The organism is Rahnella sp. PD4, from assembly GCF_049199325.1.
GTDB lineage: Bacteria > Pseudomonadota > Gammaproteobacteria > Enterobacterales > Enterobacteriaceae > Rahnella > Rahnella perminowiae.
In genome coordinates this window covers 417311-444156 of the sequence record NZ_JBLZQF010000004.1, presented here as the reverse complement: position 1 = coordinate 444156, position 26846 = coordinate 417311, and the positions used below count along the sequence as shown (strand labels likewise).

The 26846-nt window shown below is 52.0% G+C and carries 21 protein-coding genes; 15 read left to right on the top strand and 6 right to left on the bottom strand.

Translation table 11 applies throughout. The features are described 5' to 3' along the window. Positions 1–690: 690 nt before the first annotated feature. The 10 genes from ACOZIO_RS13740 (at position 691) to ACOZIO_RS13695 (ending at position 13683) form a co-directional block, all read left to right on the top strand. Entirely contained in the window at positions 691–1593 is a 903-nt protein-coding gene (locus ACOZIO_RS13740) for a homocysteine S-methyltransferase family protein (RefSeq protein WP_129953677.1), read from the top strand. An 86-nt stretch (positions 1594–1679) separates the two neighbouring features. Beyond that, positions 1680–3221: an ABC transporter substrate-binding protein gene (locus tag ACOZIO_RS13735; RefSeq protein ID WP_205952649.1), complete on the top strand. Its 1542-nt coding sequence runs from the start codon at positions 1680–1682 to the stop codon at positions 3219–3221. A 94-nt stretch (positions 3222–3315) separates the two neighbouring features. Then, positions 3316–4254 carry an ABC transporter permease gene (locus ACOZIO_RS13730; RefSeq protein ID WP_129991116.1) on the top strand — a complete coding sequence of 313 codons (939 nt, stop codon included), beginning with the start codon at positions 3316–3318 and terminating at the stop codon, positions 4252–4254. An 18-nt stretch (positions 4255–4272) separates the two neighbouring features. Continuing rightward, positions 4273–5088, top strand: coding sequence for an ABC transporter permease (locus tag ACOZIO_RS13725; RefSeq protein ID WP_129953675.1), 816 nt, complete (start codon positions 4273–4275; stop codon positions 5086–5088). Continuing rightward, positions 5085–6671, top strand: coding sequence for an ABC transporter ATP-binding protein (locus ACOZIO_RS13720; RefSeq protein WP_421595396.1), 1587 nt, complete (start codon positions 5085–5087; stop codon positions 6669–6671). The genes ACOZIO_RS13725 and ACOZIO_RS13720 overlap by 4 nt, the downstream gene beginning before the upstream one ends. Before the next feature lie 209 nt (positions 6672–6880). After that, entirely contained in the window at positions 6881–8545 is a 1665-nt protein-coding gene (locus ACOZIO_RS13715) for a methyl-accepting chemotaxis protein (protein ID WP_129953673.1), read from the top strand. 112 nt (positions 8546–8657) lie between these two features. Continuing rightward, a complete protein-coding gene (gene blaRAHN, locus ACOZIO_RS13710; RefSeq protein ID WP_421595395.1) occupies positions 8658–9545 on the top strand; it encodes an RAHN family extended-spectrum class A beta-lactamase in 888 nt (295 codons plus the stop codon). Between the two features lie 153 nt (positions 9546–9698). Further along, on the top strand, positions 9699–10049 hold the full coding sequence (locus ACOZIO_RS13705) for a hypothetical protein (protein ID WP_217233846.1): 351 nt from the start codon (positions 9699–9701) through the stop codon (positions 10047–10049). A 757-nt stretch (positions 10050–10806) separates the two neighbouring features. Then, positions 10807–12192 (top strand): diaminobutyrate--2-oxoglutarate transaminase, encoded by a 1386-nt coding sequence (locus ACOZIO_RS13700; protein ID WP_129953670.1) that lies wholly within the window; start codon positions 10807–10809, stop codon positions 12190–12192. A gap of 18 nt (positions 12193–12210) precedes the next feature. Then, the gene (locus ACOZIO_RS13695) at positions 12211–13683 is read left to right on the top strand and encodes a pyridoxal phosphate-dependent decarboxylase family protein (RefSeq protein ID WP_129953669.1); all 1473 of its coding nucleotides are present in this window, start codon (positions 12211–12213) and stop codon (positions 13681–13683) included. Between the two features lie 310 nt (positions 13684–13993). Here ACOZIO_RS13695 and ACOZIO_RS13690 read toward each other — a convergent pair whose 3' ends face one another. Beyond that, a complete protein-coding gene (locus tag ACOZIO_RS13690) occupies positions 13994–14182 on the bottom strand; it encodes a hypothetical protein (protein WP_129953668.1) in 189 nt (62 codons plus the stop codon). A gap of 114 nt (positions 14183–14296) precedes the next feature. Between ACOZIO_RS13690 and ACOZIO_RS13685 the strand changes: the two genes are divergently transcribed. After that, complete coding sequence (locus tag ACOZIO_RS13685; protein WP_129990963.1) at positions 14297–15409, top strand: mechanosensitive ion channel family protein; 1113 nt, start codon at positions 14297–14299, stop codon at positions 15407–15409. Positions 15410–15457: 48 nt separating this feature from the next. Here the strand turns inward: ACOZIO_RS13685 and ACOZIO_RS13680 are convergent, their stop codons facing one another. Both ACOZIO_RS13680 and ACOZIO_RS13675 read right to left on the bottom strand, forming a co-directional pair. Continuing rightward, a complete protein-coding gene (locus ACOZIO_RS13680) occupies positions 15458–15904 on the bottom strand; it encodes a DUF421 domain-containing protein (protein ID WP_129953666.1) in 447 nt (148 codons plus the stop codon). A 9-nt stretch (positions 15905–15913) separates the two neighbouring features. Next, positions 15914–16432, bottom strand: a complete 519-nt coding sequence (locus ACOZIO_RS13675) for a hypothetical protein (RefSeq protein ID WP_129953665.1) — start codon at positions 16430–16432, stop codon at positions 15914–15916. A gap of 403 nt (positions 16433–16835) precedes the next feature. Between ACOZIO_RS13675 and ACOZIO_RS13670 the strand changes: the two genes are divergently transcribed. Next, positions 16836–18029 carry a zinc-dependent alcohol dehydrogenase gene (locus tag ACOZIO_RS13670; protein ID WP_129953664.1) on the top strand — a complete coding sequence of 398 codons (1194 nt, stop codon included), beginning with the start codon at positions 16836–16838 and terminating at the stop codon, positions 18027–18029. 30 nt (positions 18030–18059) lie between these two features. Here the strand turns inward: ACOZIO_RS13670 and treY are convergent, their stop codons facing one another. The 3 genes from treY to ACOZIO_RS13655 form a co-directional block, all read right to left on the bottom strand. After that, positions 18060–20570: a malto-oligosyltrehalose synthase gene (treY, locus tag ACOZIO_RS13665; protein ID WP_421595394.1), complete on the bottom strand. Its 2511-nt coding sequence runs from the start codon at positions 20568–20570 to the stop codon at positions 18060–18062. Next, complete coding sequence (gene treZ, locus ACOZIO_RS13660) at positions 20567–22354, bottom strand: malto-oligosyltrehalose trehalohydrolase (protein WP_129990966.1); 1788 nt, start codon at positions 22352–22354, stop codon at positions 20567–20569. The genes treY and treZ overlap by 4 nt, the downstream gene beginning before the upstream one ends. Before the next feature lie 145 nt (positions 22355–22499). After that, positions 22500–22691 (bottom strand): hypothetical protein, encoded by a 192-nt coding sequence (locus ACOZIO_RS13655; RefSeq protein ID WP_129953661.1) that lies wholly within the window; start codon positions 22689–22691, stop codon positions 22500–22502. 305 nt (positions 22692–22996) lie between these two features. Between ACOZIO_RS13655 and ACOZIO_RS13650 the strand changes: the two genes are divergently transcribed. The 3 genes from ACOZIO_RS13650 to btsR all read left to right on the top strand — a co-directional run bounded on the left by ACOZIO_RS13650 (position 22997) and on the right by btsR (position 26824). Continuing rightward, a complete protein-coding gene (locus ACOZIO_RS13650) occupies positions 22997–24103 on the top strand; it encodes an ABC transporter substrate-binding protein (RefSeq protein ID WP_421595393.1) in 1107 nt (368 codons plus the stop codon). A gap of 319 nt (positions 24104–24422) precedes the next feature. Beyond that, positions 24423–26111, top strand: a complete 1689-nt coding sequence (locus tag ACOZIO_RS13645) for a sensor histidine kinase (RefSeq protein WP_129990967.1) — start codon at positions 24423–24425, stop codon at positions 26109–26111. Next, complete coding sequence (btsR, locus tag ACOZIO_RS13640; RefSeq protein WP_129953658.1) at positions 26105–26824, top strand: two-component system response regulator BtsR; 720 nt, start codon at positions 26105–26107, stop codon at positions 26822–26824. The genes ACOZIO_RS13645 and btsR overlap by 7 nt, the downstream gene beginning before the upstream one ends. The last annotated feature ends 22 nt before the right edge of the window (positions 26825–26846 follow it).

The window sequence follows — 26846 nt, the reverse complement described above, 5'->3', positions numbered from 1 at the left end:
CAAGACCCCCCGGGCTCTTTCACTGCGCGCTGTCGCGGGCACGACGGACGTGTTTCGTGGCTATAGTAAGTGGCGCAAATCCAGGTGCTTCGCACTGCCTTCACTCGGTCTTCGAGCCACAGGTCTCGAAGCCGCTCCGTTCAGCTGGATTTTGAGCACGCCATTGCACTCTTTAAAACAGATGAGTCCTGTTTTGATTTTAAGATCATGCGGGCGATTCAGAAAGCTTGCTGAATGAGAGGTTGCAGACCAAAGGCTGCAATCCCGAAATGAAGGGACCGCACAGCGGCAAGATTTCCAGCCTGTCACTGAGATATCTGAAACATGGCCAGCAAGCGGAGCGCGTGTTGAAAAAGCGAAGGGAGATCCAAGAGGGAAAAAGCATTTTTCCCTCTTGGTCGGTTTCGGCGCGAAGGGTCGTGTGATCACCGTTAGTGAGAAACCGAAATATTCCCGGTTTGCCCTCACAACAAGTGAGAAACCGAAATATTCCCGGTTTGCCCTCACAGCAAGTGAGAAACCGAAATATTCCCGATCCAGCCCTCACGGCGAGTGAGACCAGTTTACAATAAAAAACCCACCTTTTAGCCATTAAGAAATCTAGACATCTAAACGTTCGTTTTGTAGAGTGTCACCACCTGCCGGATTAACGATTGATTCGGCTAAGAAAAATACAACGGCGGTGGCACAATGATCAGTAACATTAAAATCCTCGATGGTGGCATGGGGCGCGAATTGGCCCGGATGGGGGCTCCTTTTCGCCAGCCTGAATGGTCTGCACTGGCGCTGATGCAGGCTCCTGAATTTGTTCGGGCTGCTCACGATGCTTTTATTGCTGCCGGTTCTCAGGTCATTACCACCAACAGTTACGCCGTTGTGCCGTTCCACGTGGGTGAAGAAGTTTTTGCGGAGCAGGGCGCTGCGCTGATTGCGCTCTCCGGCAAGCTGGCTCGCGAGGCGGCGGATGCGGCACGGGCTGCCGTGCAGGTTGCGGGTTCGCTCCCTCCGGTTCTCGGATCTTATCGCCCGGATCTGTTCGAGCCAGTGGCGGCCAAAAAATTACTGCAAGTGCTGGTGGATAACCTGACGGACAGCGTTGATGTCTGGCTGGCGGAAACGCAAAGCTCTGTCGCAGAAGTCGAAGCCGTGCGCGATGTGCTGGGCGATGACCCGCGTCCGCTGTGGCTGTCTTTTACCTTGCAGGACAATCTCGACGATCAGGGTAATGCGCTGCTGCGCTCCGGTGAAGCGGTTGTCGATGCGGTCAGCGTGGCGCTGCGGGTTTCTGCGGCGGCGGTGCTGTTCAATTGCAGCCGTCCTGAAGTGATGGCGACTGCGGTGAAAACTGCACGAGCGGCGCTGACGGCACAGGGATCTCAGCTTGATATCGGCGTGTATGCCAATGCATTCGAGCCTTCCGATAATAAACGCGGTGCCAATGAAGGGCTGAGCAAAATGCGTCAGGACACTGATCCTGCCGGTTATCTCGATTTCGCGAAAGACTGGGTGGCGCAGGGTGCGACCATGGTCGGCGGTTGTTGCGGGATCGGGCCTGAACATATTGCCGCGCTGAAACAGGCCTTCGCCAGATAATATCCATCACCAGATAACATCCATAAAAAGAATAAAACGCATATTAATGCTGAAGATGCATTCTTCGCAGACAGGGGAAAACCATGATTGATCGTCGTTCATTTATTAAAAGTGCGGGTGCACTTTCCGTTGCTGCGGCTACCCATTCACTGTGGCTGGGCAATGCCTTTGCTGCGGAGGCAGAAAAACCGAAAAAAGGCGGCCATCTGGTCGTCGGCGTGGACAATGCCTCCAGCACCGACCGTCTGGATCCGGCATTCTGGTTCGAAACTTACATGTATTTCGTCGGTTCTCAGATGTTTAACAATCTGGTGGAAATCGACGAAAACGCCAGACTGGCACCGTCACTGGCTGAAGCCTGGGCCTCAACCGATGGCAGCAAAACCTGGGTGCTGAAAATCCGTCAGGGCGTGCAGTTCCATGATGGCCGTTCGCTGGGCGCGAAAGATGTGGTGTATTCCCTCAATCATCACCGGGGTGAGAAATCCACGTCGCCGGTGAAAGGTTATCTGGACACCGTCAGTTCGATTGAAGCCACCGGCGACCATGAGGTCACTGTTAAGCTCACCGCACCGGACGTCGAATTCGTCTGGCTGCTGAGCGCCGTGCATTTCGCCATTACCGCTGAAAATGAAAACTTTGATAAAGGCATCGGCACCGGCGCATTTATCCTTGAGAAATTCCAGCCGGGTGTGTCCACGCTGACCAAACGTAATCCGAACTACTGGAACAGCGAACGCGGGCATGTTGATTCTGTCGAAACGCTGGCGATGAACGATTCAACAGCCCGTGTGGCCGCACTGGTCAGTGGTTCGGCACAGCTGATTAACCGCGTGAATCCGCGCATTGTCAGCCGCATCGAACGTATGCCGAACCTGAAACTGGTACGGGCGAAAGACAGCATGATTTACACCTTCCCCGGGCTGTCAAATCTGGCGCCGTTCGATAATGTTGATGGCCGTCTGGCGCTCAAATACGCCATCGATCGTCAGAAAATTATCGACACCGTGCTCGGCGGTTACGCCAGCGTGGCGAACGACAACCCGATTTTCCCGTCGAACCGATACTTTGCGAAAGATATTCCGCAGCGTCCGTACGACCCAGAAAAAGCGCAGTTCCACTGGAAGAAATCCGGTTTCAGCGGCCCTCTGACGCTGAATGTCGCCGATGCCGGTTTCCCCGGCGCGGTCGATGCCGGTCAGCTTTATCAGCAATCCGCCGCCAAGGCGGGCATTAACCTGAATGTGGTGCGCGTGCCGGACGATGCGTTCTGGAATGATATCTGGCAGAAAAAAGCCTTTGTGTCGTCGAACTGGGCGAACCGTCCGACCGCCGACGCACTGCTCTCTCTGGTGTTCACCAGTCAGTCTTCATGGAATGAATCGGCGTGGCACGTACCGGCTTTCGATGCGATGGTCAAAGCCGCACGCGGTGAACCGGACGAAGCGCGCCGCAGGCAGATTTACCATGACATTCAGGTGATGCTGGTTGATCAGGGAAGCGAGATCATCCCGCTGTACGCCGATGCGCTCGACGGTTGTTCCGCCAAAATCAAAGGGTTTACATCCGTTCCGGGAATGCCGCTCAGTGGTAACCGTGCGGCAGAGAAAGTCTGGATTGAAGGCTGAACCGGGTAAAAATATGTCTGACTTATCTGCACAACAGAAAGTGACACAGCGGCCTGCGGGCCGTTTTTCGCAACACCGTTCCGGCTTGCTGAGCATGGTACTGGTGCGGCTGTTCTATGGCGTGCTGGTGGTGCTGGCCGTTTCCGTGCTGATTTTTGCCGGTGTACAACTGCTGCCGGGCAATGCGGCGACGGCGATCCTCGGTCAGAGCGCCACGCCCGATGCTATCCGCGAACTGAATTTTCAACTGGGGCTGGATAAACCGGCGGTCAGCCGTTATCTGAGCTGGCTGGCGGGTGTGCTGCACGGCGATTTCGGCACCAGTTTTTCGAGTCGCGAAGCCATCAGCGGTCCGTTGTTTACCCGCCTGGGGAATACACTGTTTCTGGCCGGATGTACCGCCGCGATTGCGGTTCCGCTGGCGCTGCTGATCGGGTTTATTTCTGTGCGTTATCAGGGCAGTGTCATTGATACACTGCTCAACGTCATCACCCGCGCCACGGTGGCCCTGCCGGAATTTTTCTCCGGTTATTTGCTGATTCTGATATTTGCCATCACGCTGGCGTGGGCACCGAGCAACAGCAGTATCACTGCAGATATGCCGCTGGCGGCCAAACTCTCCGCCATTTCCCTGCCGTGCGCCACACTGGTACTGGCGATCCTCGGCCATATGAGCAACATGACCCGCGCTGCGCTGATAGCCGCGCAAAGTTCGGCGTATGTGGATACCGCGTTGCTCAAAGGGCTGTCACCGTCGCGCATTTTATGGCGTCACGTATTGCCCAATGCGGTGGGGCCGATCATCAATGTCGTGGCGATCAATCTGGCCTATCTGATGGTCGGTGTGGTGATTGTCGAGAACGTATTTGTTTATCCGGGACTCGGGCAGTACATGGTCGACAGCATCAGCAAACGCGATATTCCGGTGATGCAGGATTGCGCGTTGCTGCTGGCAGGTATTTATATCCTGCTTAATTTGCTGGCGGATGTGATGGCGCTGGTCGCTAATCCGCGTTTACGCCATAACCGCTGAATCTTAGGAATTGCTGTAATGCCTGCATTAAAACCTGCTTCGATACTGGGCCTGCTGGTGCTAAGCCTGTTTATCCTTATCGCCATTTTTGCCCCGTGGCTGGCCCCGCACACGCCGGATCAGACGATCGGCATGTCGTGGGATTTACCGGGGCCCGGTTCCATTCTGGGCACCGATAATCTCGGCCGTGATCTGCTTTCCCGCCTGATCTGGGGCACACGGGTTTCCCTTGGTGTGACCGCACTGGCGGCACTGGTGGCGTTTATCGTCGGTTGTACGTTCGGGTTTATTGCCGGACTGCGCGGCGGCTGGCTGGATCAGGTGATTTCCCGCTGCAACGATATTGTGATGGCTATTCCGACGCTGATCCTGGCGCTGATCGTGCTGGCTGTTTTGCCGAAAACCATTCTGGTGCTGACGCTGGTGCTTGGCCTGCTGGAATCAACCCGTGTGCTGCGCGTGGCCCGATCCCTTGCAGTGGATATCGGCGTAATGGAATTTGTTGATGTGGCGCGGTTGCGCGGTGAAAGTCTCGGCTGGATCCTCCTGCATGTGATTTTACCCAATGCGCTCCAGACGCTGATCGCCGAATTCGGCCTGCGTTTTATTTTTATTCTGCTGTTTCTCTCTGCGCTGTCATTCCTCGGGCTGGGTATTCAGCCTCCGACCGCTGACTGGGGCGGACTGGCGCGCGATAACAAAGACGGCATTTTGTTTGGCGTCTGGGCGGCACTGGTGCCGGGGGGCGCAATCGCGGTACTGGCGCTGGCAGTCAACGCCGTGGCGGACTGGCTGATAAGCGGTGAGCGTCGTGTGTGGGGGAAAAAAGCATGAATGAGCACGTACTGAGTATCGAAAACCTGTGCGTGGTGTCGCAGGGTAAAAATTCGCGCACGCTGGTGGATGATGTCTCTTTCACTGTGAAGCGCGGTGAAGTGCTGGGTCTGATCGGCGAATCGGGCGCAGGCAAATCCACCATCGGACTGGCTATTCTCGGGCATTGCCGGCAGGGGATGCGCATCCGGTCCGGCAAAATTGCGTTCAGCGGACAGGAACTGACTTCGCTTTCTGAGCGCCAGTTGCGTCAGGTGCGCGGCAGAAAGATTGCTTATGTCGCGCAGTCTGCCGGAGCGGCGTTTAATCCGGCGATCACCCTCGGCGAGCAGGTCATTGAGGCGGCGCTGAAACACAATGTGTATCCCCGCCGTCAGGCGCAGGCCAAAGCCATTGCTCTGTTTGAACAGCTTGGTCTGCCGGATCCACAGGCGTTTTATCAGCGTTATCCGCATCAGGTTTCCGGCGGTCAGTTACAGCGCGCGATGATTGCCATGGCGCTGTGCGCCGGGCCTGAGTTGTTGATTTTCGATGAGCCGACCACCGCACTGGATGTCACCACCCAGCTCGGCGTGCTGAAAGCTATCAGTGATGTGATCCGCTTTTCCGGCGTCGCGGCGATTTACATCAGCCATGATCTGGCGGTGGTGGCGCAGATAAGCGATCACATTATGGTGTTGCAGCACGGTAAAACAGTTGAACAGGCGGGAACGGCACAATTGCTGAGCCAGCCACAACAGGTTTACACCCGCCGTTTGCTGCATGCGCAGGGTGGGAACAAAACGCCGCAAATGGGTCATGCACCAGCAGCGCTGGATATCAGTAACATCAGTGCTCGCTATCATGCACAGCCGGTACTGCAAAATGTTTCGCTGAGTTTGCCGCGCGGGCGCACGCTGGCGGTGATCGGTGAATCCGGTTCGGGGAAATCGACGCTCGGTAAAGTGATTTGCGGGCTGCTTACCCAGGAAAGCGGAGAAGTCAGTCTGAATCAGCAAGTATTGCCCGCCAGTTTGCACCAGCGCAGCCGCGTTCAGTTGCGCGATGTACAACTGATCCATCAGATCCCCGACACGGCGCTGAATCCGAAAGAGCGCATTGGCAGTCAGATTTCCCGTGCACTGGCCTGCTTTACGAGCCTGAACCGCAGCCAGCGCGAGGCCAGGGTGAGTGAACTGCTGGCGCAGGTCGGATTACATGCCGAACTGGCAGCGCGTTTTCCTGCCGCACTTTCCGGCGGGCAAAAACAGCGCGTGTGTATTGCGCGGGCGCTGGCAGCGGAGCCAAAAGTTATCGTTTGCGATGAACCAACCTCGGCGCTCGACCCGTTAGTTGCCCGCGATGTGCTGGCATTACTGCGCCAGATCCAGCAGGACACCGCCATTTCTTACCTGTTTATTACCCACGATTTGCAGGTAGTGCGCGAAATCGCCGATGAAGTCGCGGTGCTCAGACAGGGTGTGATTGTGCGTCAGGGACCGGTCACCTCCGCACTGGCCGAACCGCTGGATGATTACACCCGCGAGTTGCTGCGATCCGTGCCTGAAATGCGGGTTGGCTGGCTTGAGGAAATGTTTGCCTGATAATGCTCCTCTCCTGCACAGGGGAGGAGCAGAACCATTTATCCCTCTTTACACTTCCCAATATTCACATCACTAAAGATTCCCTTATTTATACCGATAACCTTTAAGAATTAATTAGATTATTAGAAAGTAGTTCCGCTATGTAATCAATATTTTGAATTATTTTTCATTGTATTAATTTTTAATGGCCAGGAAATAAGGGAAATAAAATGTGTAAACTGATCAACAGTATGCGTGTCGGCGCCCGTTTAGGGACAGCATTCGGCCTTATCATTTTGCTTTTAGTGATTGTCAGCGCTATCGCCATTACCAAAATAAGCAACATCAATAGCAGTATTGACCAAATAGTCAGTGACCGTTACGTCAAAGTCCGGCTGGCATTTGACGTCCGCGACGGCGTAAATGACCAGATTAAATATCTGCGCGGCATCGTCATTGATACTAAAAATCCTGAGCAGAATAAGAAGCGTTATGTACAGCTGGATGACACGGTTAAACAAACCAATGTCGCAATGGACAAAATCGCCGCTATTCAGACGACCATGACCGGCAAGCAAAAAATCAAAGCGTTGCAGGAGGCGGGGCAAACATTCGAAACCGCCAAAGAGCAACTGATTGCCTTAGCCAGTGCCGGTGATATGGAAGGGGCGACCGAGTTTGTTCTGCGTAAACTGACCATTTCGCAAAATGCGTATCTGGACCTGGCGACCGCGTTTGCTAACTCTCAGGATCAGCAATTACAGGCCGAAGGTAAAACAGCGCTGGCCGATGGTGCCACCGCCATTCAGCTGACGCTGATTTTCTCTGCGCTGGCCATTTTAATGGCAGCCGCGCTGGGTTATTTCCTGACCCGCTCAATCACCCGTCCGCTGCATACTGCGGTGAAAGTGGCAGAAAACGTAGCGGCTGGCGATCTGACCACGCAAATCCAGGTAACTTCCCAGGATGAAACCGGGCAGCTCATGCAGGGGCTGAAAAACATGAATGAAAATCTGCTGAGGATCGTGACCGAAGTGCGTGCAGGCACGAATGCCATCACCAGCGCATCCGGTGAAATTGCTGCCGGAAACCTGGATTTGTCTTCCCGTACCGAGCAGCAAGCCAGTTCACTGGAAGAAACCGCATCCGCTATGGAACAGATGACAGCCACGGTGAAACAGAATGCCGATAATGCGCGTCAGGCTAATCAGCTGGCGGCGCAGGCTTCCCGCGTGGCGGTGCAGGGCGGTGTAGTGGTCGGTGAAGTCGTGAACACGATGGAAGGTATCAATATTTCCTCGCGCAAAATCGTCGATATCATTGCAGTGATTGACGGTATTGCTTTCCAGACTAACATTCTGGCGTTGAACGCTGCTGTTGAAGCGGCGCGTGCCGGTGAGCAGGGGCGTGGTTTTGCCGTGGTGGCTTCCGAAGTGCGCAATCTGGCGCAACGCTCTGCCAGTGCCGCCAAAGAGATCAAAGTGCTGATCGATGATTCTGTGGCGAAGGTGGATAACGGCACGCAGCTGGTCGCCAAAGCCGGTGCCACCATGGCGGAAGTGGTGTCCAGCGTAAAAAATGTGACAGACATCGTCGGCGAAATTGCCATTGCCAGTAACGAACAAAGCACCGGGATTGAAGAGATTAACAAAGCCATCAACCAGATGGATGAAGTAACTCAGCAGAACGCCGCGTTAGTTCAGGAAGCCTCTTCGGCGGCGCATTCGCTCAACGAGCAGGCTGAGCGTTTGTCGCAGGCCATCAGCATTTTCAAAGTCAGCGCGGGTTCGGCGACAGCTGCGGTGCGCAAAGCCTCTCAGACGAAAACACCGGCGTTTCTGTCAAACCGTCAGACGATCCCCGGCGTTGAGGAAGGAAACTGGGAAACGTTTTAAGCGCGATATCACGGCTTTTTTCTGCTCAAAACCCGACATTCGTGTCGGGTTTTTTACTTTCTGCCCCTGCTTTTGCCATAATCCCTTCGCCAATATAAAGGAGAAGGCTTTGATGATGAAAAATACCCTGCGTAAAACCGTCCTGATGGCGGCGGCTGTGGTGCCAATGCTCGCATTCAGCGCGGCATCCTGGGCGCAAACGGCTACAAAAATGACGTCAGTGCAGCAGCAGCTTGCCGCGCTGGAAAAAGACAGCGGTGGCCGTCTTGGCGTGATGCTGATTAATACCGAAGACAACTCCCAGATTGCTTACCGTGCCGATGAACGTTTTGCGATGTGCAGCACCAGTAAGTTCATGGCCGCGTCAGCCATTCTTAAACAAAGTGAAACGCAAACGGAACTGCTGAACCGGCACGTCAGCATCAAAAAATCTGATCTGGTAAATTACAACCCGATCACCGAAAAGCACCTCGGTACGGAGATGACGATCGGCGAACTGGCTGCCGCCGCCTTGCAGTACAGCGATAATACCGCCATGAATAAACTGATCGGGCAGCTTGGCGGGCCGCAGAAAGTCACGGAATATGCCCGCACGCTCGGCGATAAAACGTTCCGTCTGGACCGCACCGAACCGACACTGAACACCGCCATTCCGGGCGATGACCGCGACACCACATCACCGCGAGCGATGGCGCTGAGTCTGCAACACGTCGCGCTGGGCAGCGCACTGGCTGAACCGCAACGTGCGCAACTGGTGGAATGGATGAAAGGCAACACCACCGGCGCGATGAGTATCCGCGCGGGGCTGCCTGCGACCTGGGTGGTTGGCGATAAAACTGGCAGCGGCGATTACGGGACAACGAATGATATTGCGGTGATCTGGCCGGAAAATAAGGCTCCGCTGATCCTGATTACCTATTTTACGCAGCCGGAGAAAAATGCGAAATCCCGTCGCGATGTGCTGGCTTCCGCAGCAAAAATTGTTACGCAGGGGTATTGATGACGTAAGCATCAGACGGCGGAAGGGGACTTTCGCCGTTTTCAGACTTTTAAGACACTTCCTCTTTCTGCCTGCGGCCCTGCTTTATACTCTTTCCCTGTAATCGGATGTTTTTATAAGAATTTTAAACACTTTTGGAAAGGGAGTTTATCCATGGCAGGTTCTTTATCCCGTTTGATCCGTATCACCTGTACTTCTGCATTACTTTTCAGCTTTGCCGCCGTTGCAGACCAACAAGGCAGACAACAATTGCAAGATCAATTCGCTGAGAAAAACCGGCAGCAGCATGAACAGATGTTACAGTCTGAGCGTCAATGGCGCGAGGACAGCCAGAAGTCTGCCAATGAATATCATGAGCAGATACAGCGACAGATCAAAGAGCAGGAAGACACCACAACCCGTATTCAGAACGAAGCCATCGCTACCCATGAGAAACGCGACGCTGAAGCCCGCGAGGCGGCAAGACAAAAACGTGAGCAGGCAGGCGATCCTGAGCGCAACTGAGCCTGACGGCTCAGGGAAGGTTTAACGCCCGTTTTTCCCGTCAGTCACCTTGACCAGACATTTTCTTCTGACGTGTCGTTTTTAAGAATCCCATAATCCTGAAATCATAAGATTTTGGGATTATCCATTGTCGCCAACATTCCATCAGGGCGTCGCGCTGGATAAGCTTTACCTTAATGTTTGACTTAATAACCTGAATAATGAGGTAAAGATCAGGGCGTATTGTTTATATACGCGTGAAACCTTATTCAGTATTATTTTTGTAATAACCGGACTCTATGCCGCTGTAATATATTTCAAAATTTATATCTGGCGGCTATTCAGCCATTTACTCCCCGATGCTTTAATGTCATCACTCATATCACCCCCTGCGCGCTATAATTAAACAACTTTCCTGAAAGACTGTTCACGCGTCGCTATCTGTGCAGCGACATCATGTTCAGCGGGTCTGCCGGTGCAACACCACTGCCCGATTTTAAGGCTGTCCTGTCGGGTGTTTACGGGGGGTTTAGCAAGCCGGAGGGGCTTTTTAGTGCTTTATTAATGACCGCGTAACTCAGTTAAGTCAGCATGATCGTTCATTAAATCAGCAAAATATTGATTCATATAGGAAAGAATAAACAAATCTATACAAAATAAATTATTGAGGTGGGGGCAAAAAAGCCATATATTGGCCGCGTTTTTCACACGCTGGTAATTTTTTTAATCAAATTTATTCAATTGTGGCGTTCTAATAACCCACGGTTGTAGGAGAGATATGATGACGGATAAAGTCCGTATTGACAGTTTAGGTGCGAATTCATTAAACGGAAACAATGAAACCTATTTGGCGAGACAAGCTGAATTTGAATCGAATGTTCGGAGCTATCCACGTAAATTGCCTCTGGCAATTGCGAAGGCCAATGGCGTTTGGATCACTGATGTTGAGAATAATCAATATCTTGATTGCCTGGCTGGCGCGGGTACGCTTGCTCTTGGACATAATCATCCGGACGTGCTGCAAAGCATCCAAAATGTCATTACCAGCGGCTTGCCGTTACATACACTAGATCTGACAACCCCGTTGAAAGATCAGTTCTCTGAATACCTGCTTTCTTTATTGCCACAACAGGGCAAAGCGTATTGCCTGCAGTTCACCGGTCCTTCAGGCGCGGACGCGGTTGAAGCTGCCATGAAACTGGCTAAAAAAGTCACCGGCCGTAGCGGCATTATCAGTTTCTCGGGTGGCTACCACGGTATGACTCATGCCACGCTGGCAGTGACCGGTAACCTGTCTCCGAAAGAAGCGGTTAACGGCATGATGCCGGAAGTGCAATTTATGCCTTATCCGCATCAGTACCGCTGCCCGCTGGGCATTGGCGGTGACGCTGGCGTTAAAGCCTTAACCTATTACTTCGAAAACCTGATCAACGACGTTGAGAGCGGCGTTCGCAAACCTGCGGCTGTCATTCTGGAAGCGGTTCAGGGTGAAGGCGGCGTGAACCCGGCTCCGGCTGAGTGGTTGCAGCGCATCCGTAAAGTGACTCAGGAACACGGCATTCTGCTGATCCTCGACGAAGTTCAGGCCGGTTTCTGCCGTACCGGTAAACAGTTTGCGTTCGAACACGCGGGCATTGAGCCGGACATCATTGTGATGTCTAAAGCGGTCGGCGGCGGTCTGCCACTGGCCGTGCTGGGTATCAGGAAAGAGTTCGATGCCTGGGCACCGGGTCACCACACCGGCACCTTCCGCGGTAACCAGTTGGCGATGGCCACCGGCCTGACCACGCTGAAAATTCTTAAAGAACAGGACATTGCCGGGAAAGTGGCTGCACAGGGCGAGTGGCTGAAAGGCAAACTGGCTGACATGCAGAAACGTTATCCGGTGATAGGTCACGTACGCGGTCTGGGCCTGATGATTGGTATCGAAATCGTCAAACCAAACGAAGCGCAGGATCACATGGGTTGCTACCCGGCTGACGGCGAATTGTCTGCATTGTTGCAGAAAAAATGTTTCGAAGCTGGTCTGATCCTCGAACGCGGCGGCCGTAATGGTTGCGTGCTGCGCCTGTTGCCTTCCCTGCTGATCACTAACGATGAGCTGGGTATTTTCCTCGACAAGTTTGAGCAGGCGCTGTTAGCGGCTGGCGTCAAACCTGCCTGAGCGGAGTAAGAGATCCTGATGTCCGAGTTAAACCCGATTCTGGCAGGCTCAGCGCAAAGCACTGAAGCCTACCAGCAAGCCATTGCACAGAGCAGTGAAGCGGTTGTGCAGTGGCTGCAACAACCTGAAATGTATCAGGGCAAAACCGTTGCTGAGCTGCGTGAACGTATCAAGCTGGACTTCAATCCAAACGGTCTGGGTAACCAGGCCGCGATTGAACGTGCGATTGAGTATTTTTTGAAAGACAGTTTGTCTGTGCATCATCCGCAATGTGTTGCGCATCTGCATTGCCCGAGCCTGGTGGTCAGCCAGGCTGCGGAAGTGCTGATCAACGCCACCAACCAGAGCATGGACTCCTGGGATCAAAGCCCGTCAGCGACCATCATTGAGATGAAGCTGATCGAATGGCTGCGTACGCAGGTGGGCTACCAGGCTGGCGACGCAGGCGTGTTCACCAGCGGTGGTACTCAGAGCAATCTGATGGGCCTGATGCTGGCACGTGACGCCTTCTTTGCACGTCAGGGGCATTCCATTCAGCAGGATGGCCTGGTGGGCAATCTGCGTAAAATTAAAGTGTTATGTTCTGAAAACGCGCATTTCTCCGTGCAGAAGAACATGGCATTGCTCGGTCTGGGCTATCAGTGCGTTACGCTGGTGAAAACCGATGAGTTTGCCCGTATGGATCTCAACGATTTGCGCGAAAAAGTGGCACAGGCACAAGCTAATGGCGATCAGATCCTGGCCATTGTAGCAACCGCCGGGACCACTGACGCGGGTGCTATCGACCCGCTGCGTGCTATTGCCGAACTGGCGGCAGCGCATCAGATTTGGGTGCATGTGGATGCGGCATGGGGCGGTGCGTTATTGCTGTCCGAAAAATACCGCGACTATCTGGACGGCATCGAGTTGGTGGATTCCATCACGCTGGACTTCCACAAGCAGTTCTTCCAGACCATCAGTTGTGGTGCATTCCTGCTTAAAGAAGAGCGTCATTATGAGCTGATGCGATATCAGGCGGCTTACCTGAATTCTGAATTTGACGAAGCAGCTGGTGTACCGAATCTGGTATCCAAATCTCTGCAAACCACGCGTCGCTTCGATGCGCTGAAACTGTGGATGGGGCTCGAAGCATTAGGGCAGAAGCAGTACGCTGCGATCATCGATCACGGTGTGTCACTGGCGCAGGAAGTCGCCCAATACGTGACGTCTGAAGCTGCGCTGGAACTGGTGATGAAGCCACAGCTGGCGAGCGTTCTGTTCCGTTACCGTCCGCAGACACTTGCGGGCAGCAGCGATGCGGCAATCGCATTGCTGAACCAGAAAATCGGGGATGCGTTGCTGGAATCCGGCCGTGCGAACGTGGGGGTAACCGAGCATAACGGCATCACCTGCCTGAAACTGACTTTGCTGAACCCGACGGTCACGCTGGAAGATGTGAAAGTGCTGCTGGCGCTGGTTGAGAAAACCGCACAGGACATACTGAACGCATAAGGTTCATTTTGCGTTAACCCGCAGCAAAAACCGGTGATATGAAAGTGTCACCGGTTTTTTTACGTCTGACAGATGTCGTAACTAAGATAATTCTTAATGCGGAATGACAGGCAAAAAAGAACCCACCGCATGGGTGGGCTATTTAAGGGTATGGTGCTTATGGTCTGCTGTTCTTTCGTCAGCTGATCTAAGAGTAATCCCAGACCCGCCTGTAATTCAAGTCATCGTCAAAAAAGAGCCACAAAGAGCACATATTTCTGGAAGTCAGAACGCTTTTTAGCCTCATCCTATGCATCCTACAGCACCTGCGTTATCCGTTTCGGGCACCGATTATCAGCGCGGTAACCAATGCAATTGAAACGAACGACATATAACCAATCACTAAAGCTCTTTTCATAATAAGCACCTCAGTTGAACGTTTTTTCAGGACATCGGACTCACGCCAGAAATCATAGTAAACCGGACCGAATATAATATAAATACCGATAACGTAAGACATCAGCAAAGTTTTTCCTTTACCGTCACCCCCGGTTTTTGCCGAACTTTCCTATTCCTGGTTCTATACTGACCCGTTTTCTATACTGAAGGTTTGTGATTAATTCCGGGAGGGAAGATGAAGTTTTTATCACATTTCGATTTTATCGCGCTGGTGATGACACCGGTGTTCTGGACCGGCGTCGCGACGATGTGCGTGGTCACGCTTGTTACGTACTGGCTGCTGAGCTGGCTGGTGTCATTCTTGCGCAAAGGCATAAAACGCTGGGGTGAGGTCAATGCGGCAAGCCACCGTATCCGTTTTATTCTGGGCGAGATCCTCAACCGGACGAGTAATTTACTGCTTTTCGTTGCTGCTTTTTTGTTCAGCCTGCGGTTTGTTAATCTGCCCGATAATCTCTACAACACCATCAGTCATGCATGGTTCCTGGTGCTGGCGTTCCAGATGGCATTGTGGTTGGATCAGGCCGTTGTCTCGTGGTTACGTCATATTATGCGTCAGCCCGGGATGAACAAAAATCCGGTAACGCTGGTGATCACCGGGCTGATTTTCCGCGCGGTAGTGTGGTCAGTGATGCTGCTGTCGATATTGGCGAATGTGGGCGTGAATATTACCGCGCTTGTCGCCAGCCTGGGCGTGGGCGGTATCGCTATCGCGTTGGCGATCCAGACCATTCTCAGTGATGTATTCGCTTCCTTATCTATCGGTTTTGATAAGCCTTTCGAAATTGGTGATTTTGTCGTTTTTAATGATGTTGCCGGTACTGTCGAACATATCGGTCTTAAAACGACGCGGATACGCAGCCTGAGCGGGGAACAGATCGTTTGCGGCAATGCTATTCTGCTCCAGCAAACGCTGCATAATTACAAACGCATGCAAACCCGGCGTATTGTTTTCAATTTTGGCATCGCGATTAATACGCCGCCGGAAAAGCTGCGCATTATCGGTGATCTGGTAAAGGAAATTATTATCGATATCGGCGAAACCAAGTTTGACCGCGCGCATTTGCTTGGTTTTGGTACCGATCGCCTGAATATCGAAGTAGTCCATATCGTCAATACTGCCGATTATAATAAATACATGGATATCCAGCAGGAAATTAATATCCGCATTATTGAAAAGCTGATCGAACAGGGGATCGAAATGGCATTGCCGAATATGATTGTCAGAACGCAAGCTGAACCTGAAAACGGCAGACTGGACGTCACCCGTGAAGAAAAACGGGCATGATCAGCGGGAACACCGGGTTACTGCAAACGCACCTCATTTCCCGGTGCCTTATTCTTTATAAGGGATAATCGATATTTTCCCGTTGTTTTCTAAGATGGCGAATTTAATCTCGTTGAGGTTAACTATCCCTTCCTGCTGGCGAGCCACTACCAGGATTTCATCTTCGGAAAGGGAGCATTTACGCAGTCGCTGATCGAGGACTTTGCCATTCTCGATGAGGATAATAGGAGAGCCATTAAGCCATAAATCAAGTTTAGGAATTTTGTTTTCCAGAATTCCTAAACCTTTATCGATGAAAATCAGTGTTCCGATAGTGATCATCGCGCCCGTAATGGAGAAGTCTTCCCCAAGCAAGGCCTGTTGGGTAGCCTCACTGATAATCAGCACCAGTATAAAATCAAAAATAGTCATTTCGAGCAGTGTCTTGCGTCCTGAAATTTTAAAAATAATAAACAGGAAAACATACATAATGGCTGCTCTGAGGACATTTTCCATTTTGACCCCCTAAGGAAAAACAATCTGTTTGAAGATAAAAGGCGAGTTATTATTTGCCGTTACAGAGAGCGTATAGATCCCAAATTCCCTTGGTTTAAGTGTGAGTTGCACGCTACCTGTATTCGCAACGCCGGGGTTGTTCGGGTAGATGATCATCGTGCCGGGGCTACGGTGTATCGCGGCACTTTCGGGGCTGACGTTAATAATGTCATATTCATTCACGAATTTTCCACTGAGGGTAATATGATCGCTTTTCTCTTGCTTAACGGGATAGGCAATAATCAGCGGTGACTCGGTGTCGCTGCGCAGGTATTTTTCATAAGTGATTTGTGTCGAGGTCGGATCGTTTTGGTAGAGTGAATCGCTCAGCCAGCCCTGAGAAAACCCTCCCAGCAAGGCATAAAGAATAAACAAACCCAGCAGAAAAAAACCAATGCGCTCAAGCCGCCACGCGGTTTTGATCCATTTAATGTTTTCTTCTACTGGCGTGGTCCTTTGTTCAAACTGATGTTGATCATCTTTGTCCATGTCGCTTTTCTCTGGTGAAGAGGTTGCGTTAAATTAGTGTGTCTGTTCCCGTGGTTTTGTCATACATGACGACATGTCGAAGATCATCGTGTCAGGTAGAAAGCCGGCTTTCCTCTGCCATGTTGCCCTGTTTGCATCCTGAAACTTTCGCAGGGGGAACACTTCTTTGATTAGCTTAGTCTTGATGATGTAAATAAGTCAAAATTAGGATTATTCTCAATGCTTGAGTATTAGCCTTTAATTTCAATATTAAAATTCCTGTGCTTAAACCTGCATATTTCCAGGTGAGAAATATAGCGTATTTTTGACACTCTATAAGGGTGGGCTAGACTGAATACTCTCAGTGATCATTATTTACTATTCTCTTAACCGGTCTGAATAAGACCTGAAAGGAAAATTAATCATGAGAGCATTGACTTATCACGGCCCGTACAAGGTCAGCGTTGATAACATGCCTGACCCGGTACTTCAGGCCAGCGATGATATCATCCTGAGAGTGACGGCAACGGCAATATGTGGTTCTGACCTGCATCTCTACCACGGGAAAATACCGGGCACCCACCATGGCGATATATTTGGTCATGAATTTATGGGTGAAGTGGTGGAAGCCGGAGCGGATGTTACTGCCGTCGCTAAAGGTGACCGCGTCGTTATTCCTTTTGTTATTGCCTGCGGAGAATGTTTTTTCTGCAAACTCAACCAGTATGCCGCCTGTGAAACCACTAACCCCAACAAAGGTGCGGCGCTTAACCCCAAAAACATCACCCCCCCGGCGGCGCTGTTTGGCTATAGCGACCTGTACGGCGGAATTCCGGGCGGGCAGGCTGAATATGTGCGGGTGCCAAAAGCGAATGCCGGGCCTTTTAAAGTCCCGGACGGATTAGCCGATGAAAAGGTGCTGTTTTTATCAGATATATTACCCACTGCCTGGCAGGCGGTTAAAAATGCCGGACTGATGCCCGGTTCGAGTGTGGCGATTTTCGGTGCGGGGCCGGTGGGGTTGTTAAGCGCAGCCTGCGCCCGGCTGGCGGGCGCTGAACAGATATTCATGATTGACCATCACCCCTACAGGCTGGCGTTTGCTCAGGAGCGGTATGGAGTGATCCCGATTAATTTCGATGAAAATGACGATGCGGCAGCCTGGATTATTGAGCACACTGCCGGACACCGCGGCGTTGATGCGGTAATCGATGCCGTTGGTTTTGAAGCCAAAGGCAGCCTTACCGAAACCATTTTGAGCAATCTGAAGATTGAAGGCAGCAGCGGGAAAGCGTTACGCCAGTGCATTGCTGCGGTACGCCGCGGCGGGATAGTCAGCGTACCGGGTGTCTACGCGGGCTTTATTCACGGTTTTTTATTTGGCGATGCTTTTGATAAAGGGCTGACCTTTAAAATGGGGCAGACGCATGTTCATGCCTATCTTCCTGATCTGCTGATGTTAATTGAATCCGGACAACTGAAACCGGAAGAAATCGTGACGCATCATATGCCGCTGGAAGATGCCGCGAAAGGTTATAACATCTTCGAAAAACGGCAGGAAGATTGCCGGAAAATCATTCTGTTACCCGGCACGCCTTCCCGCGCATCCGTCGCATAGACCTGTCGGTAACGTGAAGTTCCACCTCCGTTAAGAGGAGGCGGACGCTATCAGGATGACAGGAGCAAAACCCGGCCAGACCGCCATATCTATCTGGTTGTTCAGCGTAATCTCTTTATCGCTGAACAGCTCCCGGTAGGGCCGGTAAGCAAGATGGGGCGGCAGTACGATTTCCGTCTGCGGGAATCCCCACGCGGGTAAACCCAGTACCAGACGCGGTGCCGCAATAATGACGGCCTCGTCATTACTCACCCGCGCAAACGCGATAACGTTTTCGGTGTGCTTCCCGGTTGCACTGAGCGGAACATAGTCGCCCTGCTGAAACAACGCAGGCTTTTGCTGGCGAAGCCCGGCGAGCGTTGCCACGACGTATTGTTTCAGATGGCCGTTCAGCCAGTATGCCTGCTGGTCCCAGGCCGGTTTTTCATCCTGCCTTAACTGCTGTTCCAGCCGGGTGAAATCCGGCAAACGGCGGTTATCGGGATCAACAAGACTGAAATTTAGCGCCTCGCTGCCCTGATAGATATCCGGTACGCCGGGTGCCATGAGTTTTATCACCGTCTGGGTCAGGCTGTTCACCAGTCCGGCCTGAATAAATGGCTGGATCGATGTATGGAAATCTTGCAGGAAGAGCCGGTTTGCCGGTGAAAGCAAATGATGCGCGTAATCCAGCACTGCCTTTTCATAGTCTTCGTTATTGTCATCCCAGCTCGTGCGCAGCTTGGCTTCACGCAGTGCTTTTTCGACAAAACTCTGAAATCGGTCGTCGAGTTCCTGCAAACCCTGTTCATCCTGAGGTGCCAGGGTAACCGGCCATGCGCCCGCCAGCGCCTGATAGAGCATCCATGTCAGCGCAGGGCGTGGTGCCGGGCCATCGGGAAGTATTCTCACCTTTGACTCGTTCATCCGGTGCCAGCGTTTCACGCAGGCGGCCCACTCCTGCGGGGCTTCAGTCAGCGTAAACAGTCTGGCGCGGGCATCTTCACCCCGTTTGGTGTCATGCGTGGACGTTGCGGAAAGCGCTTCCGGTTGCTCTTCGCAGCGTTTTATCATCTCCGTATGGAAGCGGCTGAGGGAGAAGGTGCGAATTAACGGTTCCGCGCCCACTTCGTTCAGCGCCAGCTCCATGTTCTGACGGAAAAAAAGCGTGTCTTCCACCGATTTAGCCATTAGCGGCCCGGTCAGTTGCTGGAAACGTGTGCGGAATAAACCGGCCTGCGATGCTGCCGCCGCGGAGGTTTCTCCACAAAGAATACGCACCAGAAACGCGAGAATTTCAGCCTGAACAGGAAGGATCGTGGCGCTGACCTTACGCAGTATCTTGTGTAAAAGTGCCGCGTCTTCCGCAGGCATGCCCCGTGGTGTGCCGTAAGTGCGGTACACCGGGAAAGCGATCAGTAATTCGCGCAATGCGGTGCGGATATCATTTTCTTCATACGGCGCGTCTTCTGTCCCGGCAATATCGGTAGCCAGTTTCCAGAGTGCAGTGAATTCACCTTCGAAATTTTTCTCCACCATCATCAGCTTGGCCGCGCGAAGTTCGTTGCGCAGGTCCACCGGCTTGCCCACCACGTTATCGTAAAGCTCGCTAAGCACTGCAATATTCTCATCATTAACCAGCACATCCGAAAGCGAGGCAATAAACTCATAACCTGTAGTACCGGAAACCGGCCAGTCCGGTGGCAGGCGCTCGCCTTTGCCCAGAATTTTCTCGACCGTGATATAGCAGTCAGGCCCGGCTTTTTCCCGCAGGCGTTCAAGATAAGCTTTGGGATCGGCAAGACCATCCACATGATCGACCCGCAGGCCATCGACCACTCCCGCGTGGACCAGTTCGAGGATCAGCCGGTGCGTATCATCGAAAACGACGTCATCTTCTACACGTACCCCCGCGAGACCTGTGATCTCAAAAAAGCGCCGGTACGAAAGCTCGCGGGGCGCATCCCGCCAGCACATCAGCCGGTAGGGCTGGCGTTCGTGTAATGCGGCCAGTTCTGTTTTGTTCAGACCGTCTGTGTTATCTGCCGTGAGGGTGCCGGGCGCAACAGGATAATACGTCCCAAAATAGTCGAAAGCGGGCTTTCCAGTGAGGGGATCAACCTTGAGCGTAATCTCGCCTTTTTGCAGCGCATCCTCAAAAGAATCCCCGAGGAAAGGCAACGTCAGCCGATGCGACCAGTCGATATCAAAATGGCGTGCATAGCGGCTCTTTTCGCCATGTTCAATGACATCACGCCACCAGGCATTTTCGGGTGAGGCAGCCATATGATTGGGCACAATATCGAGGATCAGTCCGATCCCTGCCGCTTTCAGTGCCTGCGCCATACGGTCGAAGCCTTCGCGTCCGCCAATCGACGGATCAATTTCGTTGGCGTCGGTAATATCGTAGCCATGGGTGGAGTCAGACGTTGCCGTAAACACCGGAGAAGCATACAAATGGCTGATCCCCAGCTGTTTTAAATAGGGGATTAGCCCGGTTGCGGTGTCAAAGTTCAGTCCGTTACGGAACTGAATGCGGTAAGTTGCAGTGGGGATTTTCACGGTAAAACTCCTGGCGCAAGACGGACAATAAGGGAGCCGGGTACGGAGGTCACCGTTTCCGGCGGCCAGGCAAAAAGTGTTTCTCCCGGCAGTTCAGGAAGCGGGTGCGTGTCTTCACCGACATTCAGTACCAGCGAAAGTGTGCCTCGGGGGAATACCCATTTAACCGCGAGAAAACCGGCTGAAGTTCCGACAATCTGGCCGACTTCGCCTTTCGCCGGTGTCAGTAAGGGCACGATATGTTTCTGGCGCAACGCCAGCAGCTTGCGGGTCAGTGCCAGTGCGTTTTTGCCTTCGGGATGGGTCAGTTTTTGCCAGTCAAGTTTCGAATTTTCGAAGGTGCTGAGGGCGTTAGGGTCGGGTACGGTTTCGCTGCCGTAATCGCTGTGCCCTTCAAATTCCCGGGCGCGGCCCTCGCGAACTGCCTGCGCCAGTTCACCTTCAAAATCGGTAAAGAACAGGAACGGGCGGGTTTCGCCATATTCTTCGCCCATAAACAGCAGCGGGATATGCGGGGATAACAGTAAAGCGGCCAGCAGAACGTGCGTACGTTCAGCACCAGCCAGCGTGATCAGCCGGTCACCGTGTGCGCGATTACCAATCTGGTCGTGATTTTGAATGAAATCGACAAAGGCTACCGGCGGCTGCCTGCGGCTGACCGCACCGCGTGGCTCACCGGTTTGTGGTGATTTTTCACCCTGATAGGCGAAACCTTCTGCTAATGCGCGTGCTGCCAGTTTTTCAGGATTTTGCGCAAAGTCCTGATAGTAGGCATGCGTTTCACCGGTGCTGAGAACATGGATGGCGTTATGGAAATCGTCATTCCATTCGGCGGTAAACAGCGGCACGTTGCCATCAGCATTGCGCGGGTGCAAAAAGATCACATTGCGGCTGTCCTCAGTAGTCAGATGCACCGGGCGGTCGGTTATCTCTTCGCGAATTCGCTCGGCGATTTCGATCAGAATATGCGGGGAAGAGGTGTCTTTCATCTGGTCGATGGCATCAAAGCGCAGGCCATCCAGCCGGTATTCCTTGAGCCAGTACAGGGGCGCTTGCGCAATATAGCATCGGGCCGCTTCATTTCGATAATTGATGCCCGCACCCCATGCCGTTGTGCGTTGCGGATCGAAAAAATCCGGTGCGAGCAGCGGCAGATAATTCCCTTCAGGACCAAAATGGTTAAGCACAATATCCAGTACCACGGAGATGCCGACACCGTGCGCGGCATCGACAAAGGCTTTGAAATCATCCGGCGAGCCGTAAGCGGAGTGAGGCGCGTACAGCAAGACACCGTCATAGCCCCATCCGCGATTACCACCAAATTGTGAGAGCGGCAGCACTTCTATCATGGTAATGCCGGTTTCTGCCAGCCAGGCAAGTTTTTCCTGCGCGGCGCTGAAAGTGCCTTCGGGCGTGAATGTCCCGATATGCATCTCGTAAATGACCGTTTCTTCCCACGGACGGCCTTTCCAGTCAAGATTCTGCCATGTATAACCTGATGACGAGGTCACCAGCGAAGGGCCGTTGACGTCCGCAAGCTGCGCGCGCGAGGCGGGATCAGGAATAGGCAGTCCGTCGGCAAGAATGAACTGATATTCCTCACCGGGAGAAACACCGGTTGCCACAAACTCAAACCAGCCGTTTTCCTTCGGCAGCATGTCTTTGTTTTCGCCGGAAAGTCGCAGGGTCATTTTGTCCTGGCCTGGCGCCCACACCCGAAAGAGAACTGTCCCGGCGGAAATGAAACTCGCCCCCCAGCTTGTCATAAATGCATCGCGTTGCATCGATTCACCTCACAAAAGATTGAGCGATTAAGCAGGCAGTTAGCAAACGAATAATAATGATAGACGAGGATGGGCAGAACAGGAGCCTGTCGGCTATTATGCCCCGATAAAAACCGGGGCATTAACGGCAAAAATTAAGCTGTCATCAGGAAGAAGAGGTGAAAAATACAATGGAAATAACAAAAGAGACAAGGGTCCCGATGAGTAACATACATTTGTGAGGAGTAAAGAACTTCTTGCCTGCGTTGCCTTTATGCGCCTTCACCAATAGCCACAGCATCACAACGCCAACGATAATAAATATAATCCCACCTGCTATACTCGCGACTGGAGCCATATAATTCTCCTTCTTATCGGTAAATTTTAATTATAGCTCAGCATCTGAGAAGCGTTTTCCGATTGATATTAGCGGTCATCACGCAAACTCACATCAGCCGATCTTGTTTGCCCCGACCGCGGCAGTGCGCAGTTGTGACTGTACTGATGTAGCCAATTGAACGTATAATATACCGCCGCGATAATCGTGTGGCGTCACGCCTTTTTTTACAGTGACTTAAGGTAAATAAACCGTGTAGTAAATCGGTTTCCATAATAATGAATTTCACTTGCAGATGATAATCACACAATACCTAAGGGAATTAAATGAAGTTACTTCATGGTTTACTTTTTATGCTGTCAGTCGTGATGACCGGACAGTCCAGTGCCGCAACCACCACACTGACTGATGTCCTGGGAAATAAAATAACCTTAGAAACCCCGGTGAAAAGAGCGGTATTAGGTTTCTATTTTGAAGACTATATGGCGATCGGCGGTGAGCAAGCGTTTGATCATATTGTCGGTATCTCCCGCGAAGCCTGGCATGGCAAGGTCCCTGCGAACTGGGATATGTATATTAAACACCGCCCGTCCATCGCCAATATTCCGGATATTGGCGAAATCGATCTGCACAACGTGTCGCTGGAAAAAGTGATTAGCCTGAAACCGGATGTGGTCATTTTAGCCAGCTGGCAGTACGCCGCCCTGAAGTATGAAGTTACCCAGCTTCAGAGCCTGAATATCCCGGTTGTTGTGCTCGACTATAATGATCAAACGGTGGAAAATCATGTGAAATCCACGGAGATTATCGGGACATTAACCGGCCAGACCGACCGCGCGAATGAGCTTGCCCGGCTTTATAAAAATAACATCGCGCTGATTGAAGACAGGATCAGACAAGCGAATTTGCCTAAGCCAAAAGTCTATATTGAGTTTGGCAATAAAGGTCCGGCCGAGTATTCATTTACCTACGGCGAAAATATGTGGGGCGTGATGCTGCGTCTCGCAGGTGGTGAAAATATTGCAGCGCCTTTCGTTAAACAGTGGGGCGAAATTAATCCTGAGCAGTTGCTGGTCGCCAAACCGGATGTCATTTTTATTTCCGGCAGGGAGAACAATAAAGTCGATACGGCGTTAGAAATGGGCATCGGCGTTAATGAAGCCGCCGCAAGAGCAAAACTCAACGGATTCGCTCACCGTGACGGCTGGAGTTCATTACCGGCCATTAAAAACGACAAACTCTTCGGGGTTTATCAGGGTGCATCGCGTACGCTGGTCGATTTCACCATGGTACAGTTTATTGCAAAGTCCCTTTATCCTGATTTATTCAAGGATATTGACCCGGTGAAAAACTATCACGATTATTATAAAAAATATCTGCCCGTCATGCCGGTGGGCACCTTTGCATTATCGGCCAGCGGAGAGCCATACTGATTGTGGATGTCGCCTGCTAAACGGTCCCTTTCAATCCGGCCGTAGTCATTAAAGACGGCGCGGAACTGATAAGTTATCCGGTAATATAACGGCTTCCATGACAGGGAGCCGTTTGCTTATGTGCGCCGGGGCGCGGTGCCTGCTCAATAAATATTGTCGTTTCCTGACCGGTACCTTTAAATAATCTTCTTATATTTCCTTTAAAAGAATATGAAAGTTTATTCGTCAATAAAAATATTCCTATTCTTCGGGTAGCTTCAAGGTAAATTTTTTTTAAGCACGATATATTGCCAGCTTGTCAGTTTTTGGGTGCCCGGGAATGTACGAATTTAATTTAATATTACTGCTGCTACAACAAATGTGCGTGTTTTTAGTGATTGCCTGGCTGATGAGTAAAACGCGGTTATTTATTCCGCTGGTGCAGGTGACGGTGCGCTTACCGCATAAGTTGTTGTGTTATATCACCTTTTCCATTTTCTGCATTATGGGAACCTACTTTGGTCTGCATATCGAAGACTCTATTGCCAACACCCGCGCAATTGGTGCAGTGATGGGCGGACTTCTTGGTGGCCCGGTGGTCGGGGGATTAGTGGGGCTGACCGGCGGGATCCACCGTTATTCGATGGGCGGTATGACCGCGCTGAGTTGCATGATTTCAACCATCGCCGAAGGATTATTAGGCGGTCTGGTACACAGCGTGTTGATCAAACGTGGACGCATCGATAAATTATTTAATCCGCTGGTCGCGGCCGGTGTCACCTTTGTCGCAGAAATACTGCAAATGCTGATTATCCTGCTGATCGCCCGCCCGTTTCATGATGCGCTTAATCTGGTCAGCAGCATTGCCGCGCCGATGATGGTGACAAATACTCTCGGGGCCGCGATGTTTATGCGCATCCTGCTGGATAAGCGGGCGATGTTCGAAAAATATACCTCGGCATTTTCGGCCACTGCGCTGAAAGTGGCGGCCTCAACGGAAGGGATTTTGCGGCGCGGTTTTAACGAAGAAAACAGCATGAAAGTGGCACAGGTGCTGCTGAAAGAATTGGATATCGGCGCCGTGGCGATTACCGATCGCGAGAAATTACTCGCCTTTACCGGTATCGGTGACGATCATCATCTGGTGGGCAAACCCATCGCCTCCCAATATACCTGGCGCGCCATTGAGAATGATGAAGTGGTGTATGCCGACGGCAACGAGATGCCTTACCGCTGTTCGCTGCATCCTAACTGCAAGCTGGGTTCAACACTGGTGATCCCGCTGCGGGGTGAAAATCAGCGGGTGATTGGCACGATCAAATTGTATGAAGTCCGCAACCGGCTGTTCAGCTCCATCAACCGGACGCTGGGAGAAGGCATTGCCCAACTGTTATCGGCGCAGATCCTCGCCGGTAAATTTGAGCAACAGAAAGCTTTACTGGCGCAGTCTGAAATCAAACTGTTGCATGCACAGGTGAACCCGCATTTCTTATTTAACGCCCTCAATACGCTGATGGCGGTAATCCGTCACGACAGTGACAAGGCCGGGCAACTGGTGCAGTACCTGTCGACATTCTTTCGTAAGAATCTCAAACGCTCCTCTGAAATTGTCACCCTGGCCGATGAGCTTGAACATGTGAATGCTTATCTGCAAATTGAGCTGGCAAGATTCCCGTCACAACTGAAGGTGGATTTACAGGTGCCGGCGGCCTTTTCTGATCAGAGCCTGCCTGCTTTCACGCTGCAACCATTAGTGGAAAATGCCATTAAACATGGTACTTCTCAGCTGCTGAGCAATGGCAATATTATTATTCGTGCTTACAGCGAGGGGGAAAGAGTGATTGTTGAAGTGGAAGATAATGCCGGGTTATATCAGCCGGAAGCAAGCGGTGACGGGTTAGGCATGAGTCTGGTGGATAAGCGGCTGCGCGCGCGCTTTGGCGATGATTACGGTATTACGGTCAGCTGTAAACCGGATGATTTTACCCGCGTCACGCTACGCCTGCCAGCCGGGGGAGTGGTATGTTGAGAGTTCTTGTTGTGGATGATGAGCCACTGGCGCTGGAAAATTTACGTTTACAGCTTCAGGATGAAAGCGACATTGAAATCGTCGGCGAGTGTACTAATGCCATTGAAGCGATCGGTGTGATCCATAAAATCCGCCCTGACATTGTATTTCTTGATATTCAGATGCCGCGTATCAGCGGGCTGGAAATGGTTGGCATGCTCGATCAGCAACATCGGCCGCACATTGTTTTCCTCACCGCGTTTGAGGAGTATGCGGTGCAGGCGTTTGAACAGTGCGCGTTTGATTATCTGCTCAAACCCATACAGGCGGCGCGGCTTCAGAAAACCCTGGCCAGATTACGTCAGGGTTATCAGACGCAGGACGTTTCGCAGTTACCGCAATATCAGCAGCCGCTGAAATTTATCCCCTGTATCAGCAGCAACCGTATCTGGCTGTTACAGCTGGAAGATGTAGCCTATGTGAGCAGCCGGGTCGGCGGGGTGTATGTCACCGGGCAGAATGGTAAAGAGACATTTACGGAGCTGACATTGCGTACGCTGGAAACCCGCACGCCGTTGTTACGTTGTCACCGGCAGTATCTGGTGAACATGGATTATCTGAAGGAAATCCGTCTGGAAGATAAAAACCAGGCTGAACTGTTATTGCGCGATGGTCAGATTGTGCCGGTCAGCCGCCGCTATCTGAAATCGCTGAAAGAGACGGTGGGGCTGTAAACCCCGCCGCTTTTCTTTAGGT

Bases quoted from the DNA above. Each gene is read 5' to 3' on its own strand.
- blaRAHN (WP_421595395.1), top strand. From the start codon at position 8,658: ATGATGAAAAATACCCTGCGTAAAACCGTCCTGATGGCGGCGGCTGTG.
- ACOZIO_RS13650 (WP_421595393.1), top strand. From the start codon at position 22,997: ATGAAGTTACTTCATGGTTTACTTTTTATGCTGTCAGTCGTGATGACC.
- ACOZIO_RS13645 (WP_129990967.1), top strand. From the start codon at position 24,423: ATGTACGAATTTAATTTAATATTACTGCTGCTACAACAAATGTGCGTG.
- ACOZIO_RS13700 (WP_129953670.1), top strand. From the start codon at position 10,807: ATGATGACGGATAAAGTCCGTATTGACAGTTTAGGTGCGAATTCATTA.
- ACOZIO_RS13670 (WP_129953664.1), top strand. From the start codon at position 16,836: ATGAGAGCATTGACTTATCACGGCCCGTACAAGGTCAGCGTTGATAAC.
- treZ (WP_129990966.1), bottom strand. From the start codon at position 22,354: ATGCAACGCGATGCATTTATGACAAGCTGGGGGGCGAGTTTCATTTCC.
- ACOZIO_RS13680 (WP_129953666.1), bottom strand. From the start codon at position 15,904: ATGGAAAATGTCCTCAGAGCAGCCATTATGTATGTTTTCCTGTTTATT.
- ACOZIO_RS13715 (WP_129953673.1), top strand. From the start codon at position 6,881: ATGTGTAAACTGATCAACAGTATGCGTGTCGGCGCCCGTTTAGGGACA.
- btsR (WP_129953658.1), top strand. From the start codon at position 26,105: ATGTTGAGAGTTCTTGTTGTGGATGATGAGCCACTGGCGCTGGAAAAT.
- ACOZIO_RS13695 (WP_129953669.1), top strand. From the start codon at position 12,211: ATGTCCGAGTTAAACCCGATTCTGGCAGGCTCAGCGCAAAGCACTGAA.
- ACOZIO_RS13705 (WP_217233846.1), top strand. From the start codon at position 9,699: ATGGCAGGTTCTTTATCCCGTTTGATCCGTATCACCTGTACTTCTGCA.
- ACOZIO_RS13685 (WP_129990963.1), top strand. From the start codon at position 14,297: ATGAAGTTTTTATCACATTTCGATTTTATCGCGCTGGTGATGACACCG.
- ACOZIO_RS13730 (WP_129991116.1), top strand. From the start codon at position 3,316: ATGGTACTGGTGCGGCTGTTCTATGGCGTGCTGGTGGTGCTGGCCGTT.
- ACOZIO_RS13675 (WP_129953665.1), bottom strand. From the start codon at position 16,432: ATGGACAAAGATGATCAACATCAGTTTGAACAAAGGACCACGCCAGTA.
- ACOZIO_RS13690 (WP_129953668.1), bottom strand. From the start codon at position 14,182: ATGTCTTACGTTATCGGTATTTATATTATATTCGGTCCGGTTTACTAT.
- ACOZIO_RS13740 (WP_129953677.1), top strand. From the start codon at position 691: ATGATCAGTAACATTAAAATCCTCGATGGTGGCATGGGGCGCGAATTG.
- ACOZIO_RS13720 (WP_421595396.1), top strand. From the start codon at position 5,085: ATGAATGAGCACGTACTGAGTATCGAAAACCTGTGCGTGGTGTCGCAG.
- ACOZIO_RS13725 (WP_129953675.1), top strand. From the start codon at position 4,273: ATGCCTGCATTAAAACCTGCTTCGATACTGGGCCTGCTGGTGCTAAGC.
- ACOZIO_RS13655 (WP_129953661.1), bottom strand. From the start codon at position 22,691: ATGGCTCCAGTCGCGAGTATAGCAGGTGGGATTATATTTATTATCGTT.